General features: G+C 44.9%; 15 protein-coding genes. 14 read left to right on the top strand and 1 reads right to left on the bottom strand.

From position 1 onward, the window contains the following. The 14 genes from NAF29_RS04005 to NAF29_RS04070 all read left to right on the top strand — a co-directional run bounded on the left by NAF29_RS04005 (window position 1) and on the right by NAF29_RS04070 (window position 16,135). Window positions 1-636, top strand: coding sequence for a protein-L-isoaspartate(D-aspartate) O-methyltransferase (locus NAF29_RS04005; RefSeq protein ID WP_285817596.1), 636 nt, complete (start codon window positions 1-3; stop codon window positions 634-636). Beyond that, window positions 633-1,214 carry a YqaA family protein gene (locus NAF29_RS04010; RefSeq protein ID WP_251260189.1) on the top strand — a complete coding sequence of 194 codons (582 nt, stop codon included), beginning with the start codon at window positions 633-635 and terminating at the stop codon, window positions 1,212-1,214. Before NAF29_RS04005 ends, NAF29_RS04010 begins: the two co-directional genes overlap by 4 nt. An 18-nt stretch (window positions 1,215-1,232) precedes the next feature. Then, window positions 1,233-2,084: a peptidoglycan DD-metalloendopeptidase family protein gene (locus NAF29_RS04015; protein WP_251260190.1), complete on the top strand. Its 852-nt coding sequence runs from the start codon at window positions 1,233-1,235 to the stop codon at window positions 2,082-2,084. 63 nt (window positions 2,085-2,147) lie between these two features. Continuing rightward, the gene (gene rpoS / locus NAF29_RS04020; protein WP_285817556.1) at window positions 2,148-3,119 is read left to right on the top strand and encodes an RNA polymerase sigma factor RpoS; all 972 of its coding nucleotides are present in this window, start codon (window positions 2,148-2,150) and stop codon (window positions 3,117-3,119) included. A 284-nt stretch (window positions 3,120-3,403) separates the two neighbouring features. Further along, entirely contained in the window at window positions 3,404-5,023 is a 1,620-nt protein-coding gene (locus tag NAF29_RS04025) for a methyl-accepting chemotaxis protein (protein ID WP_251260191.1), read from the top strand. Between the two features lie 67 nt (window positions 5,024-5,090). Then, entirely contained in the window at window positions 5,091-6,302 is a 1,212-nt protein-coding gene (locus NAF29_RS04030; protein WP_251260192.1) for a porin, read from the top strand. A 10-nt stretch (window positions 6,303-6,312) separates the two neighbouring features. Further along, window positions 6,313-6,726: a phosphate ABC transporter substrate-binding protein gene (locus NAF29_RS04035; protein ID WP_251260193.1), complete on the top strand. Its 414-nt coding sequence runs from the start codon at window positions 6,313-6,315 to the stop codon at window positions 6,724-6,726. 183 nt (window positions 6,727-6,909) lie between these two features. Continuing rightward, window positions 6,910-7,977 (top strand): polyamine ABC transporter substrate-binding protein, encoded by a 1,068-nt coding sequence (locus tag NAF29_RS04040; protein ID WP_251260194.1) that lies wholly within the window; start codon window positions 6,910-6,912, stop codon window positions 7,975-7,977. Further along, on the top strand, window positions 7,964-10,309 hold the full coding sequence (locus NAF29_RS04045) for a putative bifunctional diguanylate cyclase/phosphodiesterase (RefSeq protein ID WP_251260195.1): 2,346 nt from the start codon (window positions 7,964-7,966) through the stop codon (window positions 10,307-10,309). Before NAF29_RS04040 ends, NAF29_RS04045 begins: the two co-directional genes overlap by 14 nt. A 209-nt stretch (window positions 10,310-10,518) precedes the next feature. Further along, window positions 10,519-12,726: a putative bifunctional diguanylate cyclase/phosphodiesterase gene (locus NAF29_RS18380; protein ID WP_251260196.1), complete on the top strand. Its 2,208-nt coding sequence runs from the start codon at window positions 10,519-10,521 to the stop codon at window positions 12,724-12,726. A 37-nt stretch (window positions 12,727-12,763) separates the two neighbouring features. After that, window positions 12,764-13,753 carry a 2-hydroxyacid dehydrogenase gene (locus NAF29_RS04055; protein WP_251260197.1) on the top strand — a complete coding sequence of 330 codons (990 nt, stop codon included), beginning with the start codon at window positions 12,764-12,766 and terminating at the stop codon, window positions 13,751-13,753. 27 nt (window positions 13,754-13,780) lie between these two features. Next, complete coding sequence (locus NAF29_RS04060) at window positions 13,781-14,041, top strand: lipoprotein (protein WP_251260198.1); 261 nt, start codon at window positions 13,781-13,783, stop codon at window positions 14,039-14,041. A 9-nt stretch (window positions 14,042-14,050) separates the two neighbouring features. Further along, window positions 14,051-14,704, top strand: coding sequence for an SEL1-like repeat protein (locus NAF29_RS04065; RefSeq protein WP_251260199.1), 654 nt, complete (start codon window positions 14,051-14,053; stop codon window positions 14,702-14,704). A 6-nt stretch (window positions 14,705-14,710) separates the two neighbouring features. Beyond that, complete coding sequence (locus NAF29_RS04070) at window positions 14,711-16,135, top strand: hypothetical protein (protein WP_251260200.1); 1,425 nt, start codon at window positions 14,711-14,713, stop codon at window positions 16,133-16,135. On the opposite strand, the gene tesB is transcribed toward NAF29_RS04070, so the two are convergent. Continuing rightward, window positions 16,114-16,989, bottom strand: coding sequence for an acyl-CoA thioesterase II (gene tesB, locus NAF29_RS04075; RefSeq protein ID WP_251260201.1), 876 nt, complete (start codon window positions 16,987-16,989; stop codon window positions 16,114-16,116). The genes NAF29_RS04070 and tesB overlap by 22 nt on opposite strands. Window positions 16,990-17,011 lie beyond the last annotated feature (22 nt).

The raw sequence follows: 17,011 nt of genomic DNA on the forward strand, positions 1-17,011 counted from the left end.
ATGAATATGATGTCTAAAAGTGGATTACGTTTAGCCAATTTATTGCACGAGCAAGGCATTAAAGACCAGCAGGTATTAAAAGCGATCGCCAGCATTCCCAGAGAACGCTTTGTTGAGGCAACGCTTGGGCATAAAGCTTACGAAAATACCGCATTACCGATTGGTCAGGGCCAAACTATCTCTCAACCGTATATCGTGGCCCGCATGACGGAATTGTTGTTAGCAGATAAGCAACCTTCGTCGATTTTGGAGATTGGTACGGGGTCTGGATATCAAACAGCCGTACTTGCGACCTTAGGCCTTAAGGTTTATAGCGTGGAACGAATAGCTTCTTTACAGTGGCAAGCTCGCCGCAGATTAGCGCAACTAGACATTCATGGTGTCTCGATGCGTCACGGTGATGGTTGGCAAGGGTGGTCAACTAAAGGCCCCTTTGACGCCATTATTGTGACTGCAGCGGCCACAGATGTGCCAGCAGCATTGCTTGAACAACTCAATGATGGTGGGAGGCTTGTTATTCCCGTAGGAGACGATCAGCAACAGCTATATGTTTTCGAACGCGATGGCGACAATATCAAACAACAACAAATAGAGGCGGTACGTTTTGTACCATTAGTGCCCGGAGATTTAGCATGAAGATTTTCACAGGGATGTACGATTGGGTGATGGAAAAAACAAAGCATCGCTTGGCACCTGTATATCTTGCAGTTTTGAGTTTTACTGAATCCGTTATTTTCCCTATTCCACCCGATGTGATGTTGGCTCCTATGGCACTGGCAAACGTGAAGAAAGCTTGGCGCTTTGCATTGATTACAACGGTTGCGTCCGTGATAGGAGGGGCGTTCGGTTATTGGTTAGGAGCATTGCTGTTTGAACCTGTGGTTGCGCCCGTAATTGAATCAATGGGGTATACCGAAAAGTTTGAACATGGTATGGCATGGTTTAAAGAGTATGGCGTTTGGATTGTGTTCGTGGCTGGCTTTTCACCCATTCCATATAAAGTGTTTACGGTGAGCGCAGGATTGCTGCAAATGGCATTTTTGCCATTTATGATTGCCTCGGCTATCGGACGAGGTCTTCGTTTCTTCTTGGTTGCTGGGCTCATGGTTTGGGGCGGCAAAGCGATGGAAGATAAACTCCGTGAATACGTGGAATATTTGGGATGGCTGGTTGTCGTTGCTGTGGTCGCTCTGTATTTCATTGTGAAACATTAGCTACATTAGGTTGGTCTCTTGACGCGTATTATTTGTAATTTGATTCTGGCAATTGTGTGCGGTGGGCTAGTGGCGTGTTCAAGCACACCCACAAAACCTGCGCCAGTTCGCACTGTTGGAAAAGATTACAGCGATTATAATCGAGCGACCATCGCAGGCTCTCAATACAAGGTGCAGTCTGGGGATACACTGTTTTCTATTGCGTGGCAGACCGGTCAAGATTACCGTAAGTTGGCGGAAATAAACGATATACCTAAGCCGTATACAATATACAAAGGGCAGACTTTAAACTTAAAAACCTCGCCCCAAAAAACACCGAGACTCAAACAAAAACCATTAGTTTCAAATAGTTCGATAGCCACACAAAAAAAGGTAGACGATGGTCATAAAAAAGCCATTGACTCCAAACCGTCTCAGGGATATCGTCAAAAACAAGCTGGTCAAAAAAACGGCGCGATTGCTCAAGCCGAACCAACGCTGACTGGGAAGGTAGTCCAATGGCACTGGCCCACAAAAGGGAAGTTGACAAGTCAATTCTCAGCTTCTCAAACCGGGTCTAAAGGCATTGATATCGAAGGTCAGTTTGGTCAAGCAATTACAGCCGCAGCTGAGGGAAAAGTGGTGTACGCAGGTTCCGGATTACGTGGTTATGGTGAACTCATCATTATCAAACACTCCGACGATTTTCTCAGTGCCTACGCTCACAACAGTAGTCTTCGTGTAGCAGAAGGACAGTGGGTGAAAGCAGGACAGCTAGTCGCGAATATGGGCAGTACAGGGACAAAAAAGGTGATGTTGCACTTCGAAATTCGTCGAAAAGGGCAACCGGTTGATCCTTTGAGGTATTTACCCAGTAGAGGCTCAATCTAGAAAATGCTGCAGCGCAGGTAAGCGCGATGAATAATAGGGAATACACTGTTTGGGAGACAGGTGATGACGCAGGAAACGCCAATTGCAGAAATTGATTCTGAAGACATGATTTCAGAACTCAATGCACAGCCAAAAAATAAAAGAACCAACAGCCGTAACTCTTTAGTGAGCGAAAAAGTCACGCAAAAAGATTTACAGAAAAATTTAGATGCCACTCAACTTTACCTCAGTGAAATAGGATTTTCTCCACTTCTAACAGCTCAAGAAGAAGTCTTCTTTGCCCGCCGTGCCTTAAAAGGTGATGAAAGAGCGCGCAAACGCATGATCGAAAGTAACTTGCGCTTAGTGGTTAAAATTGCTCGTAGGTACAACAATCGAGGCCTCACTCTTCTTGACCTCATAGAAGAGGGAAATCTTGGTTTAATTCGCGCGGTCGAAAAATTCGATCCAGAGCGCGGTTTTCGATTTTCAACATATGCCACTTGGTGGATTCGTCAGACTATAGAACGCGCCATCATGAACCAAACGCGCACAATTCGCTTGCCCATTCATGTGGTTAAAGAATTAAACGTGTATTTGAGAACGGCTCGAGAGCTTGCGCAAAGCCTTGATCACGAGCCAACAGCAGAAGAAATTGCTTTAAAACTGGATAAGCCAGTTGAAGATGTCAGCCGCATGCTGCGTCTCAATGAAAAGATCAGCTCAGTGGACACGCCGATTGGCGGAGGAAACGACAAAGCGCTACTGGATGTCATTGCTGATGAGAATGATAGTGGGCCTGAAGAACGCCTACAAGATTCTGATATGCAACAAAATATTGTGAAGTGGCTTGAGGATCTGAACCCGAAACAACGCGAAGTCTTAGCTCGACGCTTTGGTCTTCTCGGATATGAGCCGTCAACCTTGGAAGACGTTGGCTCTGAAATTGGTTTGACGCGTGAGCGAGTTCGCCAAATCCAAGTGGAAGCGCTTCGACGACTTCGAGATGTGCTAGGTAAAAATGGCTTGTCGGTGGAGTCGCTATTTAAATCCTAATCGTTGTTAACGCAATGTGAAAAAACAGAAAAGGAGCTTTGGCTCCTTTTTTTTATCCAATGATTAGCGAACATTCCGGGGCGATTCACATATGAAGGGAGTTTTACTGGGCTGTTTGTTTTTTTGAGCTATGCTTTAGGAGTTAAATGGCACTAGTTTTTTGATTAAAAAACTCGTTAGTTCAGTTGATTAGTGAGTAAAACTAAACGTTATGACTTAAGTTTTTCTAGAAATTGCCGAAAATTACATTTATAAAACAAATTTGAACTCTGGAAGTACTGCGCATGTCATTTTTGAATTACCTGTCAATACGTCAAAAAGTGCTTTTGATCAGCGTCGTTGCATTGATTGGATTTATTAGTCTGCTATTAATGGGAGCATCATCCATTAACGCATCTAACAAACAAGTCCTTGAAGTACAGAATGTTTATTACCCAGTTTTGGAACGGGCATCATTCAATAATGTGCAGCTTGATCGTATTTCAGAAGGCCTTAATACTGCAGTGACTATTGCAGATGAAGATTTTCTAGCGGTGACGGATGAGCAATTCAAGCAGTTGATAGACTCAATTGATAGCCAGAAAAAGACCATTCCCCATAAGGCTCAAGAACTGAGTCAAATCTCGCAACACGCCGATGATTATTATGTGGCCTCGCGGAATATTGCTCAGTCAATGATTGATGGCACGGCTGACTTTTCAAAGATTGGAGCGCAAGCCGCAGCAACGGCTGCGCAGCTTGAAGAACTGAGTAAAGAGCTCGACGAATTTCAAAATGGCTCAAAAATTGGTTTTGATAATTTAGTCAATCAACTCAGAGAAGATGGCCAAGCCACACTCGATATGATGTTAGTGATTGGCGTCGTTGCGATTATTCTTATTGCTGCCATTACGTATTTAATTAGCGGGCAAATCAGCTCTTCGGTTTCTAGAGTCACTCATTCACTGCAAGAAATTGCAGAAGGAGATGGCGATTTAACGGTTCGTATTAACTACGTGGGGCGTGATGAGCTTGCCGAGCTTGTTCACTTCTTCAACTTGTTCCTAGAAAAAATGCAAAGCAATATTACCAGTGCGATCTCGACCATTGGAGAGCTGAGTAAAATAGCCGAACAATTATCCATGGCTAGTGCTTCTACTAATGCTCAAATTACCTCACAGGGAAATGCCATTGAACAGACCAGTCAAGCGTTACAAGAGATGTTTGAGTCGGTTCGACACATTGCAAACCATGCCGCTGAAGCCTCTGGCGCTGCGACAGAAGCCGATAACGAGGCTCAGTCTGGTAGCGGAGTTGTGGATTCGACCATTCACGCAATTAATGACTTGGCGAAAGAAGTAGAAACCACCGCTGAGGTCATTACTAAACTTGAAAACTACACCAACAATGTGGGGGATATTCTCGAAGCGATACGAGGTATTGCTGACCAGACTAATCTATTAGCGCTGAATGCCGCAATCGAGGCAGCTCGTGCGGGCGAACAAGGCCGTGGCTTTGCTGTTGTTGCCGACGAAGTTAGAACCCTAGCGTCAAGAACACAAGACTCGACCCACGAAATTCAGCAAGTTCTAGAAGAATTACAAAGCACCGCTAAGCATGCGGTTGATGCGATGCAGCGCGGGAATAGCATGGCCAACCGCAGTGTGGAGCAGTCAGGCACAGCCGGGCAGTCATTGCATAAAATTACAGAAAAAGTTGCAGCGATTACGGTTGTGAATGACCAAATTGCATCAGCAACAGAAGAACAGCATCAAACATCTGTTCTTATCCAAGGCTACGTTTCAGAAATTCATAATATGGCACGAGAAGCCATAACAAGCACATCTGAGCTTGATCAGGTGAGCCAAACGATACGAGAAGTTACAAATAAGCTTCATGAAGTGACAAACCAGTTCAAGGTTTAGCACTTATTTAAACATTGAGCCCAGTATTTGGGGCTCGTTAGGTACACACTAATAAGAGACACACATTATGAAAACACGTGTTCATGCGATAGCGCTTGGCGTGGCTGCTGCGGTGCTAGGTACGTCGGCATTTGCTGCCGATTCAGATGAAGAGCGCATTAAAAAATTAGAACAACAAGTGACGGTTTTACAGGCTCAGCAGAAGTCAGCAGATCCGCTTGATCGCTTTCATATTAATGGCTTCGCCTCTGTGGGCATGGGCATAGCATCAGAAGACTTAGGCTATGCCGGTTATAAGGATGATGATGTTCATTTCTCGCCCGATAGCATGGCAGCTTTACAAGTTTCATTTGATATTAACAGTAAGGCTCAAGCTGTTGTTCAAATCGTTGCTCGTGGCGAAGATGACTGGGATCCAGAGTTTGAGTGGGCCTACGTCTCTTATCAGTTTGATAATGGTGTAACGGCTCGAGGCGGTCGCTTGCGTGCGCCAGTATTCATGTTGTCTGACTATTTAGAAGTGGGATATGCATATTCATTTGCACGTCCGTCTGTTGAAGTCTATGAATCATTGCCTATTTCAACACTCGATGGTTTTGACCTTCGTATTCCAGTGGCGTTAGGTGATACCACGTTAACTTTTCAACCTTTTGTGGGTGAAACAACGATTGAAGCTGACAACTTAGAAAATGATACCGATGTAGATAATATTCTAGGTTTGGCGGTAGAGTTAGATTGGTCTGATTTCAATTTCCGAACTTCTTATGCAACCTCCGAGCTTAAAGAAGAATCAGAAAGCTCTATTGTTGATGGCGCAGATGGCACATTCTTAGGTTTTGGTGCTGGTTGGGACAATGGTGACTGGGTGGTCATGGGGGAATGGACCCGCATTGAAGTTGATGGCTTGTACCCAGATACCGATTCTTACTATGTTTCAGCAGGGTATCGTTACAACGACCTCACCCCATACGTCATGGTGAGTGGTTTAGAGTCTCAAGATGATGATGAGCGCGCAATTCCAATTCCAGGTATTCGCTCATCGGCTGATATTGAGCGTATGTCATACAGCTTAGGTTTGCGTTGGGATTTTGCGGCAGGTATGGCAGTGAAGTTTGATGCGACGCTAGTTGACGACTTTGGTGACACATCTGGCGGATTCCCTGCCAATAGCGTAGCTTTGCCAGTCGGTGGTGGTAGTACGATTCCTGTCGTTGCGCCGGATGCAATCAAAATTGATGATGTTGCATTGTACTCAGTTGTCTTTGACGTAATTTTCTAAGGAGTGGATCATGAATAAGAAAGTATTATTGGCAGTAGCCTCAATGCTATTAAGTGGTTCTGCTTTTGCGGGTGTGGTTGTGATTGGTAACCCTGCAACGGGTGATGCCTTGAATGCTAAACAAGCTGAAGCTCTGTACTTAGGAAAGTCAAAATCGCTGCCAGGGGGTATGCAAGCGACTATTATGGAACTGCCAGACGGCAACCCAATGCGCCAAGAGTTTCACAGTAAAGTGACAGGTAAAAGCGAATCACAGCTCAAGTCGTACTGGTCGCGTTTGGTCTTTACAGGCAAAGCAACTGCGCCATCAGAGCAAGGCTCAACGGCTGCAATGAAAGCTGCTGTGGCAGCAACACCAGGTGCTGTTGGATACATCGATGAATCTGAAGTTGATGCTTCAGTTACGGTGTTGTTTAAACCATAAGTGCTAAATCTTAAAATTAAAAAACGGCTCTTTATGAGCCGTTTTTTTTAATGTAAACAAATAACTGAACCTACTAAAAAATTGGTACTTGAAGCTTAATTCGTTATTATCAAATCTCAGCGTTACGGGCTGGTCAATGGAATTGTGAAAAGGAGCAGCTCAATGCGCATGGGAATAACACGGATGAAATCCCATATCTGTCAATTGTTCAGCATTTTCTTATTGTTAGTACCGTCATTATCGAATGCCCAAGAGTCTCTCAATATCTTAACTTGGGAAGCTTATATGGACACCGATATGATCGAACGCTTCGAGTTAGAATATGATGTAGATGTTAAAGTGGCGTATTTTGATTCAGATGAAATACGTGACCAAATTTTAGCATCCCAAGCCGGACGTCAGATTGATGTTGTGCTCATGGATTCACAACACTTGCACTTATATGCTGCGGGCGATCGTCTTGAGGAGATCTCGACCGACGAAGTCCCAAATTTGACTTTTTTAAGTTCAGACATTCAACAAGCTTGCTCGAAAAACGACTCTCATTACGGTGTGGCATTCAGCTGGGGCACATTGGGAATTGTCTATCGCCCAGATATTGTGGATCCTGAAACCATCAACAGCTGGCAAAAGTTTTTGAACCCACCGGCCGAGCTACGTCAGCATATCGGTGGACATGTTGATTTGTTCGACACACTCATTCCTGCCTTGATTTCATTGAAATACTCAGTAAGTAGTAACGATCGGAATGAGCTTCGAGAAGCATTTGAGCTTACAAAAAAATGGTTGTCCGACGTACTCACCTTAGATTATGTATTGACCTTTATTCAGAGTCACCCACGGGCTGATGAATTGTATGTGGCTCTGGCATATTCCGGAGATCAGCATGTACTAAGTTCAATGGTGGGGCAGCCTGAATGGAACTATTTAATTCCATCTGAAGGCACTTTACGTTGGATAGACTGTTTTGTGATTGGTAAAAATTCGAATAATAAAAGGGTGGCAAAACAATTTTTAAATTTTATTCAACGCCCTGAAAATGCGGCAAAAAATGCAGATTTCACCTATACGGCAACGCCTAATATGAGTGCCCTTCCTCTGACAACAGAGGAATATCGAAAGAGCGCTGATATCTTTTTAACACCCGAACAAATGGCAAAAACTCAGCCATATGAGCCTGCCACTATAGAAGCTATTAATTTAAGAAGTCGAATTTTGAGTGCATTGGAGAAATATCATGCCACTCAGTAGACGCGCTCTCATTGCTTTATTGCCGCCGCTGCTTATCGCTTTCTTCGGGATTGCATTGTTGTTTTTTCAGCAACGTAAAGACGCTATTCAAGATTTAGAAAGGGCCCGAGCAGAATATGCGTTGGCGAATATTAGTGCCAGTGTACAACAGTCCCAAGATCACCTTATTGGTGTTGAGCAGGCATTGTTGCAATCGACGGTGTTTGTTTCTTTTATCCAAAACACTCAAGAACAAATTTGGTCACTTGCAAGTCAACGGGCTAGCGAACATATCGTTAAAATGATGTCGAGCAACGAAGACATGTATTACGCTTTGGTCGTGTTGGACTCTGAGCACAATACCAATGTCATGGTTGAAACATCCATGGATCCTTTCGTTGAGCACTTAACCGAAGAGCGTATGCTATTTAAGCGGTTTGCCGACTCATCTATGGAGCGAGATGTGTTCTTATATTCGACCAAGGGCGAATATAGGATGATTGCATTAAGTAGAATCGACCCATTGTCGTTACGAGCTCCACTGCCTTCACAAAACGAAGACAGCGTGATTGTTGCTCAAGTGTTGTCGAGTTACATGATCAATCAAGCCATACATAATGTGATTGAGCGATATGGTCACGAAGCGCTTGCTTTTGATCGTCAACCGGAATTGGCGATCGAAAATCCCGGTATGATTTTGAGTCAGCCTTTGATCGACGGACATCATCTGAATCTGTTTATTTCATCGGCATTGCTTACCGACGAAATGCTAGTGGTCATGCGCAATGTGATGTTTCTGTTTGCTGGGGTTATGTTGGTCACGCTCATGATCACATCATTACTGCTGCGTATTGCGGTAGTTGCGCCCATTCAAGCGCTAGAGAAAGCAATTCGGTCCGACAAACTTGATACACTTCGGATGAGTAAAGCAGATGATGTGAGCGAACTCTACTCGCTTAAGCATGCCTTCATTCGAATGTTCAGAAAGTTAAAGCAAGCGCATGCAGAAGCGAATGAACTCGCACTGACCGATAGCCTCACCAAGTTACCTAATCGTTTAAGCTTCGCGCAACAAGTTCAAGCGGGTCTAACATATGCGGATTCTAATCAATTAACCGCGACCTTATTATTTATCGATTTAGACAATTTTAAATTTGTAAATGACCGCTTTGGACATCGTGTTGGCGACGATTTATTGATCAAATTTTCAAAACAGTTGTCACTGATTGTGGATCGATATGAACACAAATTAGCGATGCCATCGATGATTCGTATTGCTCGTTTGGCCGGTGATGAGTTTGCAATTATGGTTGTTTCAGCGTCAGAAAACTGGCATGCCAAGGGATTTGCAAACCATATCATTGAGCTCTTCAGTGGGGGCTTTAAGCTTGATCATCTCAACCTGCCAGTTCGAGCGAGTATCGGTATTGCTACTTATCCACAAGACGCGCTTGATGCAGGCACATTGCTGTCTAACGCTGACGCTGCAATGTACCAAGCGAAGCAAAATGGTAAAAACCAATATCAATTGTTTTCTAAAAAAATGGCGGATTCTTTACAGCGCCGCAAAGACTTAGAAAATGCGCTTCGTAGCGAATCATTGTTAGGTGAACTCTCGTTGCGTTACATGCCAGTTTTTAGTGGTGATGACCTGAGTACCGTGGTTGGTGCAGAGGCTTTACTTCGTTGGGATTCCAAAAAACTGGGTGCAGTGATGCCCTCGGAGTTTATTCCTATCGCTGAAGCGTGCGGCCAATATGGCATTATTGATCGGTGGGTGATTAAAAACTGCTTCTCATCACTGCCCGACTTAATTGGTCAGTTTGGCAACAATTTTGTGTTGTCCGTGAATGTATCCGCGGCCGAGCTAAAAGATAATGGCTTTACTGAGTTCCTCAGACCTCAGGTCGATCAATATCGAAAATACCTGAAGAATATTGAGCTTGAGGTGACAGAAACGTTTCACCTCGAATGGAATCAGGTGTCGGCTCAAGTGATGAAAGATTGGTCTAACCTAGGCATCTCACTTGCCATTGATGATTTTGGGACCGGCTATACTTCGATCAAACAGCTCAATTCATTTCCCATTAATACACTCAAGGTCGACAAAAGTTTTACAGATGAAATTGAGTTAGAAACGGTTCGTATTTTGATGGACAGCTTAATTCGTGCCGCAGAAGCTCTGAAATTGAATGTGACAGTCGAAGGTATTGAAACTGAAACGCAACTTAAATTGGTGCAGCAGTTGGGCAATCATCGTCTCCAAGGGTACTTGTTTTGTCCTCCAATCCCCCTAGAGCAGCTGTTGCTGAGTTACCAGTCGTGTTCGTTGAATTCGCGTGCCCCAGATTAAACCGGTATTTTTTTAAATAAAACAGGCATACAGCATCATCTTGATTGTGAACTACGTAGTTTAAGCTGTTACACTGAACTCAGTAATGCCGAATTGGGACTGTTGCCCAAGAGGCGATTGCGCTCCTCGCCACCGCCGAGGAAGCCGAAAGGATATGGGCTGGGCACATAGTGAAAAGCGGAATATATCGAAAAGTGGGAATGTTAGTAGTGACCATATGTCTGGTCTTTGCTGCGTTATTCCTTGTGCCTTCAAATCAAGAAATTGAAACTCAGTATCGCCAAGAGGTGAATCTCATCAATGAGATCCTTCGAAAAGATATATCACTCGCCAATCAGCATTTAGATCTGCTTCAGCAAACGGCCCCTACTGTGATCGATAGCCCTTGGCTTGACTCTGTCACGTTACAAGCGTTTGGGGGCTTCCGAGTCAGTGGCATGATGGTTCGCCTGAAAGGCCAGCCTATTGAATTTAGTTCATCACTGTCGGAGCCCGTTCGACTTCCAACTCGATTGAACCCTGTGAACTGGGTGTGTATTCCGGACTGTCGCCTCATTATTGTGTCTCGCCATCAAATGCGAGAATTTATTGCCGAGCTTGATTTAGACCAATGGGTTTCGCACTTTAGTCGAGACTATGGACTTGAGTTGATGTTCGATGATAGCTTTCGAACACTAGATCTACTGCCTGTGTCGGGCACATTAACACAAGAACATACTGAATTTTTTCGTCGCTCTGGGTTGGGGTATATCCATGCGAATGAGCCAGTGCTTCCCAATTTATCGCTTCATTTGATGGGGAAGCCGATTTCTCGGCAAGGCCCGATTAATGAAGTGAGTATTCACGTTTTACTATTGATGATTGCTGTATTCGTATTGGGCTTAGGCCTTTGGAATGACAGAATTCGAAAATCAAATGAACGTGAATTTTTTAATGTATTACACCGAGCGTTAAGTCGAGTTCAGGACGGGTCATTTAGCAAAGTTCAGGGTTTGCTCTCAAGAGCTTCTAAAATGGCACCTAAACAAGGGCGTCAGGTGGTGCGCAAATTGGCGATGTTAGGCCTTCAAAATGAAGCTGCATCTGCCACGTTATACAAAGCTTATCATGAGCGGAGTTGGCTTGCTGAACACGACAAGTTAACCCGACTATTGAACCGAGAAGCATTTAAAACTCGGCTTGAATCTGCCATCGAAGACTCAGACATGGTGGCGCTGTTGTTGATCAATGTTGACGACTTCAAAGAGGTAAATGATTCAAGTGGACAAAAAACCGGTGATGCGCTGCTGATAAAACTGACTGAAGTTTTGAGTCAAATGACATCTTCTGAAGACCTTGTTGCTCGTTTATCCGGCGATGAATTTTCAGTGGCCGTGATTGCTTCTGAGTTGGGAGAAGCAGAAAAATTAGCAGAAAATATTCTCTCTTTAAGTCGCCATGTGATGTTAGCAGGTCAAAATATGCTGCATCGACTGAGTTTGAGTATTGGTGTGGTGGTTGCACCTGATCATGGCAATAGCTTCGATACTTTAATGACGCGAGCCGATGTTGCTTTGAATTATTCAAAGTCGCAGGGGAAAGGGCGCTATGCATCGCTTCGGGACTCTGAACTCGAAGGTTATTTGCTCAAACAGCGTTTCATGTACTCCAGAGTTCATTCTGCCATTCGCGATCAGCGACTGGGGCTAGCCAAGCAACCCATTGTTAATCTCGCAACCAATGAAGTGACCCATTCAGAGATTCTGTTGCGAGTGCAAAATGAAATGGAACAGTATGTCAGTGCCTATCCATTGATCCAAGCCGCTGAGCGGCAACGTGATGTTGGCGTTTTGGACAAGTGGGTGCTTAATCAAGTGCTTATTCATTTGATGGAGGCTCGACGAGAAGATCGCCCTGAACGGTTGGCCGTGAATATCTCGGGTATTTCTATGTCTGACCCGAAATTGACAGAAACCATTCTTCAGCGCATCAAATTTAGTGGATGTGGTGAATTATTAGTCATCGAAATTACTGAGAGTGCTGCACTCGAGAACATTGAACATACACGTGAAAATATCGAGCGCCTTAAAGGGTTGGGGTGCAAAGTTGCTCTGGACGACTTTGGTATTGGTTACTCCTCGGTCAATAATCTACTGAATTTGCCTTTTGACTACGTCAAGGTTGATGGCTGCTTTATCCGCACGCTGGAAACCGATGAAGCCGTTGCGCCCTTGCTTGAATTTCTAGTGTCTATTTCGCAACTCCGTGGCTTTAAATTAATCGCAGAGTTCGTTGAAAGTGAAGTGATAGCAAACCGTTTGCGTGAACTTGGCGTACAATATGCTCAAGGCTATCATTTTGGTAAACCCGAGTTAGCCTTGCCAGAAAACATAGATACTAGTAATGGTACGGAACAGTCATCAAGCACGTCTTTCTAAACACCATACGGTGTTTTTCTTGTAAGGAGTTGAGGTAATGAAGGTTGCCGTTTTTAGCGCTCGTAGTTACGAAATTCGCCATTTTGAACAGTTAGAAGCCAATTATCCCGTCGAGCTTGTTTTTTTTGATACACAACTCAATTTACATACTGCTAAATTAGCAACGGGTTGCAAAGCCGTTTGCGCGTTTGTGAACGATGATCTCTCGGCACCCGTAATTGAAGAGCTTGTTCTTTTGGGGGTCTCTACCATTGCAATGCGTTGTGCAGGGTTTAATAACGTTGATTTAGACCAAGCCAAAGCTTGTGATGTGAGCATTGTTCGAGTACCCGCTTATTCGCCAGAAGCGGTTGCTGAGCATGCAGTTGCTTTGATGATGACGTTGAATCGCCGAATTCACAAAGCATATCAACGCACGCGTGACGCAAATTTTGCGCTAGAAGGCCTGGTGGGCTTTAACATGCACGGCAAAGTAGTTGGTGTTGTAGGGACTGGAAAAATAGGTATTGCCACACTCCGCATTCTCAAGGGTTTTGGCTGCCAATTGTTGGCCTATGACCCCTATGAAAACCAGCACGCCATTGATTTGGGTGCTGAATATACAAGCCTTGATGATATTTTCTCCCGCGCTGATGTGATTACGTTGCATTGCCCATTAACTGCTGATAACCGTCATTTGTTGGACGACCAAGCCTTTTCTAAAATGAAAGATAAGGTCATGGTCATCAATACGAGCCGAGGTCCACTGGTGGATGCGGTAGCCGCTATTCAAGCGTTGAAAAATGGCAAAATCGGAGCACTTGGACTAGATGTGTATGAAGAGGAAGAGCATCTCTTTTTCGGTGATCATTCAAATGAAGTGATTGAAGATGATGTTTTTCGGCGCCTTTCCGCTTGTCACAATGTTATTTTTACTGGGCACCAAGCCTTTCTAACTGAGGAAGCGTTGTCTAATATTGCACAAACAACGCTGGAAAATTTGGCTGCGATATCCAACAACCGTGACAGCGGCAACGAAGTTCGTTAATTCGATCGACCTATTGGGATCAAAAAGATGAAAAAAATACTGATTAGTGCGACGTTAGTGGTTCTGCTAAGTGCATGTCAGGAAGCGACTGATGCGTCTTCTGGTGTTCAAATTCCTGAAGGCTTTAAAATGTGTCCGGAAGTTCGCCCTGAAATTTGTACTATGGAATATGCCCCGGTCGATGGTGTCGACGCGAACGGCAATTTAGCTGAATACAGTAATTCTTGTGGCGCATGCGCAAATCCAGATGTGGTCGCGGTTGGGCCACTCAAATCTACTACAGAATAGGAAACAAGCTTGTTCAAATCTTTTGTTCCTGTCGTATTGGCGCTAGCCCTTGTTGGCTGCGCCGATGATATGGTTATTCTCGATCGATTGATTGGCATGAAGCCAGGTGCTGAAAAGCCTGAAGCAGTCCTCCCTCCTGAAAATCCAGCAACTGATGATTTACAAGGTCAGTTTGATATGGCCGAGTTCTACCTAGAACAAGAGCAAATTGTCACTGCAATGGCTTGGTATTCGAAGTGTGCAAACTCTGGTTATCAGCCCTGTATTCGTGAGCTGGGGTATGGCTACATTCAAGGTGCGGGTGTCAGTTATGACCCATTTTTGGGAATGCAGTTACTTCAATATGCAATGGATGATACCGATCCTGAAATGCTCAATGACATCGCTTGGTTTTTAGCCACGCACAAAGAGACAGCATTGCGAGATCCTAACAAAGCAATGGAATTGATGGAAATTCATCAGCAACACTCACAGCTCGATGCAATGTCGACGGATACCCTTGCTGCAGTTTATGCAGCAAATGGCCTGTTTCAACAAGCTGCAAAGGTTCAGCAAAAAGCGCTGAACATGCTGCTTCGTGAAGGAGGAATTGGTAACGATGTACTCGTGAGTTACCGTGAGCGCCTTCAAATGTATCGCAATGACACCCCTTATACTGAATAAATATTGATGACTTCTCGTAAAAAAATACTGTTAATTAGTGGCCTCGTTATTCTGCTTTGTTGGGCGGTTGTCTTCGTTGTTCTGACGTTTAAATCTCCGTTATCTGAAACCGGTGAACATTGGCAGCGCGAATATTCGGCGACGCTTGAACCCAACGAAAGCTTCTTTCGACTAGCTGGGTTTGGCGCGCCCATTGAAAGTGATGCGATGGCGTATGGTCAGCAACGGTGGAACGATTATGGTAACGCATCGGATGATGCTGAAATGATTGTCGCAGCCCCCTCTGAATGGCGCTTTAACATGCCGTGCCGAGTTGCAACACGCGAATGCTTGGTCAATTTATCGTTGCAGCGCGAAGTTATTGAGGAGCATATTGAAACGAACCAAGCTTGGATTATTCGGTTAGAACAATTATTGCACTCAGATGCTCCGGTTGGGCCTACAGAGCGATCAGACGAAACATTTCCTGTGATTGCTTCTCAGCTTTCGTCTGCGGTGCGCTTACATGTGGCACGTTTGTTTAATCAAATGACACATGGCGATGAACTCGCTCGTAACAAGGCGTTTGACGAACTTAACCAACACTTTACTCGCATACTTGTGCACATTAACGACACCAATGTCTCCGTGTATCGTAATGTTTTATTAGGCGTTTTAAGAATGGAAATGGGTTGGGTCGTGGCTCAGCTACAAGCACAACCCGAATTAAAACCTATTGCTACACAGCATCTGCAAGTCCTCGATGATGAGCCGCAGCTCAATGCAAGCATGCGCAAGGTATTGGCGCGCGAATTTGCAAACGCTTTGGTCACTTTTGATGCGGTCGACCTTAACGGTGTGACAAAGGCGATGGGATGGGAGCTGGAAATATCGACCATATTCCAGAGCTTGACTTGGCAACGGAATCAAACCACCAATGTGTTGGCTCAAGCCTATGCCAGAGCAATCGATTTGAGTGAAGGAAACGAGGGTATAGAGCCATTAGTTGATGCCTCTGAGGAGTGGCCTGAGTCGGTCGAGTTGTGGAGTGACGACAACTTGCTTGGCGGAGCTATTGTGACTGACCGAATTCGTCATTTGGCTGCGCTATTGCGCTCTACTTTAATGGCCGAAGCCTACTATGCTTTAGCGAGTGATTGGATAAGGCATTCGGGTGATCTTGAATCAATGCCGTCGAGTATTGAATTTTTGGGGTCTCGGGTTAAAGTTAAACACCGCTCTATTGAACAACGCCTATGCCTTGAAATGCCTCAGATCATGTCTCTTGATGACTACTGTATCCGCCTGTTTGACGAGGCTTCAGCGCCAACTGTGCCGCTGACATTTTATGAAGAGCTTGAGAGTGATACAACCTTAGAGCTCATGGAAGATGAGGCCATGCCTGAAATGCAGAGCATGGCTGACGAACATCAGTCTGACTCGCTCAACTGAGTATCTCTAAGTAAGCCTTCTTGAGCCGTTGATGCAACAAGTTCGCCTTGTTGATTAAAGAACCTTCCTTGTACAAAGCCCCGAGCGCTCGAAGCGCTTGGGCTTTCCACTTCGTACAGTAGCCATTCATCAGCTCTGAAAGGACGGTGAAACCACATGCTGTGGTCAATCGTTGCCATCCGTATATGAGGCTGAAATAACGACACCCCATGTGGCTGACCCGCTGTGGGTAAAAAGTTGAAATCAGACGCGTAAGCTAACAAGTATTTGTGAACGCGAGGGTCGTCTGGCAGAGCGCCATTAGTTCGCATCCAAGTCAAGCGTCTACCTTCTGTAGGTGAAGGTGCAAGTGGGTTGTAGAAATCCACAGGGCGCATCTCGATTGGCATTTCACAGGTAAAATAGTCTCGTATTTTCGCTGGAATTTTGTCGGCATGAGCTCTGGCAAAATCTAGCTCTGAGATGAGCTCATCAGGCTGCTTGCAATCAGGCATCACGGCTTGGTGGGTATGCCCGTTTTCCGGCAACTGAAACGATCCCGTTAGGTAGAATATCACCTTGCCATGTTGTATTGCGCTTACACGACGTGCGGAAAAGCTTTTGCCATCTCTAATGGTTTCGACTTCATAAACGATGGGGCGACGGGCGTCGCCTGGCCGTAAGAAGTAAGAGTGAAATGAGTGAATCGAGCGTTCCGCTGGCACCGTTTGCTTGGCTGCAGAAAGGGCTTGTCCAATGACTTGACCGCCAAATACTTGTGGAAATCCTAAGTCCTGACTTTGACCACGGTAAATACCTTGCTCAATCCGTTCAAGGCTAAGCAGATCTAGCAATTCATTGAGTACGGCACTCATCGGAACCTCCGTTTATAAAGGG

Source organism: Echinimonas agarilytica, from assembly GCF_023703465.1.
In the GTDB taxonomy this organism is placed as follows: domain Bacteria; phylum Pseudomonadota; class Gammaproteobacteria; order Enterobacterales; family Neiellaceae; genus Echinimonas; species Echinimonas agarilytica.

What these genes read in the sequence shown, in the direction of transcription:
- NAF29_RS04005 (WP_285817596.1), top strand. Translation starts at nt 1, where the DNA reads ATGAATATGATGTCTAAAAGTGGATTACGTTTAGCCAATTTATTGCAC.
- NAF29_RS04010 (WP_251260189.1), top strand. Translation starts at nt 633, where the DNA reads ATGAAGATTTTCACAGGGATGTACGATTGGGTGATGGAAAAAACAAAG.
- rpoS (WP_285817556.1), top strand. Translation starts at nt 2,148, where the DNA reads ATGACGCAGGAAACGCCAATTGCAGAAATTGATTCTGAAGACATGATT.
- NAF29_RS04025 (WP_251260191.1), top strand. Translation starts at nt 3,404, where the DNA reads ATGTCATTTTTGAATTACCTGTCAATACGTCAAAAAGTGCTTTTGATC.
- NAF29_RS04030 (WP_251260192.1), top strand. Translation starts at nt 5,091, where the DNA reads ATGAAAACACGTGTTCATGCGATAGCGCTTGGCGTGGCTGCTGCGGTG.
- NAF29_RS04035 (WP_251260193.1), top strand. Translation starts at nt 6,313, where the DNA reads ATGAATAAGAAAGTATTATTGGCAGTAGCCTCAATGCTATTAAGTGGT.
- NAF29_RS04040 (WP_251260194.1), top strand. Translation starts at nt 6,910, where the DNA reads ATGAAATCCCATATCTGTCAATTGTTCAGCATTTTCTTATTGTTAGTA.
- NAF29_RS04045 (WP_251260195.1), top strand. Translation starts at nt 7,964, where the DNA reads ATGCCACTCAGTAGACGCGCTCTCATTGCTTTATTGCCGCCGCTGCTT.
- NAF29_RS04055 (WP_251260197.1), top strand. Translation starts at nt 12,764, where the DNA reads ATGAAGGTTGCCGTTTTTAGCGCTCGTAGTTACGAAATTCGCCATTTT.
- NAF29_RS04060 (WP_251260198.1), top strand. Translation starts at nt 13,781, where the DNA reads ATGAAAAAAATACTGATTAGTGCGACGTTAGTGGTTCTGCTAAGTGCA.
- NAF29_RS04070 (WP_251260200.1), top strand. Translation starts at nt 14,711, where the DNA reads ATGACTTCTCGTAAAAAAATACTGTTAATTAGTGGCCTCGTTATTCTG.
- tesB (WP_251260201.1), bottom strand. Translation starts at nt 16,989, where the DNA reads ATGAGTGCCGTACTCAATGAATTGCTAGATCTGCTTAGCCTTGAACGG.